This window comes from Streptomyces sp. SID11385 (genome assembly GCF_010548245.1).
In the GTDB taxonomy this organism is placed as follows: Bacteria; Actinomycetota; Actinomycetes; order Streptomycetales; family Streptomycetaceae; genus Streptomyces.
In genome coordinates this window covers 1-1274 of sequence record NZ_JAAGLR010000165.1, presented here as the reverse complement: position 1 = coordinate 1274, position 1274 = coordinate 1, and the positions used below count along the sequence as shown (strand labels likewise).

The 1274-nt window shown below is 75.3% G+C and carries 1 protein-coding gene and 1 pseudogene; both read left to right on the top strand.

Annotated elements, in window-relative coordinates; genetic code table 11:
- Positions 1–932, top strand: a 932-nt coding sequence (locus G3I42_RS05270; RefSeq protein WP_164282812.1) for a dihydrolipoamide acetyltransferase family protein, incomplete at its 5' end; no start/stop codon positions are given.
- A 139-nt stretch (positions 933–1071) separates the two neighbouring features.
- A pseudogene (locus G3I42_RS36850) lies at positions 1072–1274 on the top strand (hypothetical protein); the annotation flags it as partial.

The following is a 1274-nucleotide window of genomic DNA, read 5'->3' as shown; positions in this document are numbered from 1 at the left end:
CCGGGGCCGCCGCGCCCGAGCCGGCCGAGGCTGCGCCGGCCCGCGCTGTGTCGGCCGATGCGGCAGACGGCCCCGTGCCCGTCATCTCGCCGCTCGTGCGCAAACTCGCCAGGGACAACGGCATCGACCTGCGCGCCCTCAGCGGCAGCGGCCCCGAGGGCCTCATCGTGCGCGCCGACGTCGAGCGCGCGGTCGCCGACTCGGCCCGTACCCCCGCCGCGGCCGAGCCGCTGCCGGACGCAGCCGAGGAACGCGTACCCCTGCGGGGGATGCGCGGCGCGGCGGCCGAGAAGCTCTCGCGCAGCCGCGCCGAGATCCCCGACGCGACCTGTTGGGTCGACGCCGACGCCACCGAACTCCTCGCGGCCCGCGCGGCGATGAACGCGGCAGGCGGCGAGAAGATTTCCGTCCTCGCGTTCTTCGCCCGCATCACGACCGCCGCGCTGGCCCGTTTCCCCGAGCTGAACTCGCGCGTGGACACGGTCAACCAGGAGATCGTGCGGCTGAAGTCCGTCCACCTCGGCTTCGCGGCGCAGACCGAACGCGGTCTCGTCGTGCCGGTGCTGCGGGAGGTCCAGGACCAGAACGCCGAACAGCTCTCGGCCGGGCTCGCCGCCCTGACCCGCACCGCGCGCGAGGGGCGGCTGACCCCGGCCCAGCTCACCGGCGGGACCTTCACGCTCAACAACTACGGCGTCTTCGGCGTGGACGGATCGACCCCGATCATCAACCACCCCGAGGCCGCGATGCTCGGCATCGGCCGCATCACGCCGAAGCCGTGGGTCCACGAGGGCGAACTCGCCGTCCGTCAGGTCGTCCAGCTCTCCCTCACCTTCGACCACCGCGTGTGCGACGGCGGCGTCGCGGGCGGATTCCTCCGCTACGTCGCCGACTGCGTCGAACACCCCGCCCTCCTCCTGCGCACGCTCTGACCCGCCGCGGTCGCCTTTCGCGCCGTGATGTTTCACGTGAAACATCACGGCGCGCCCGCTTCCCGGCCCGCCCACCCCGCCCGCGCATACTGCGGGCAGGGGGATGGCGGCGGGGCGCGGGAGCGAGGACGGTGGCGAGGTGGCGACGGAACGGGAAGAGCGGACGGGCACCAGGACGGACCGGGACTGCGGCCGCGCTTCCGCCGTGCCGCCGCGTGGTTCCGGTACGGGCTCGGGCAGCGCTCCGGCGGAGGCACGCGGGGGACGTGCGGGCACGCCCGGCGACGCGGCGGGGGCGTACGACGCCGTCGTGCTCGCCGGGGGCGGGGCGCGGCGGCTCGG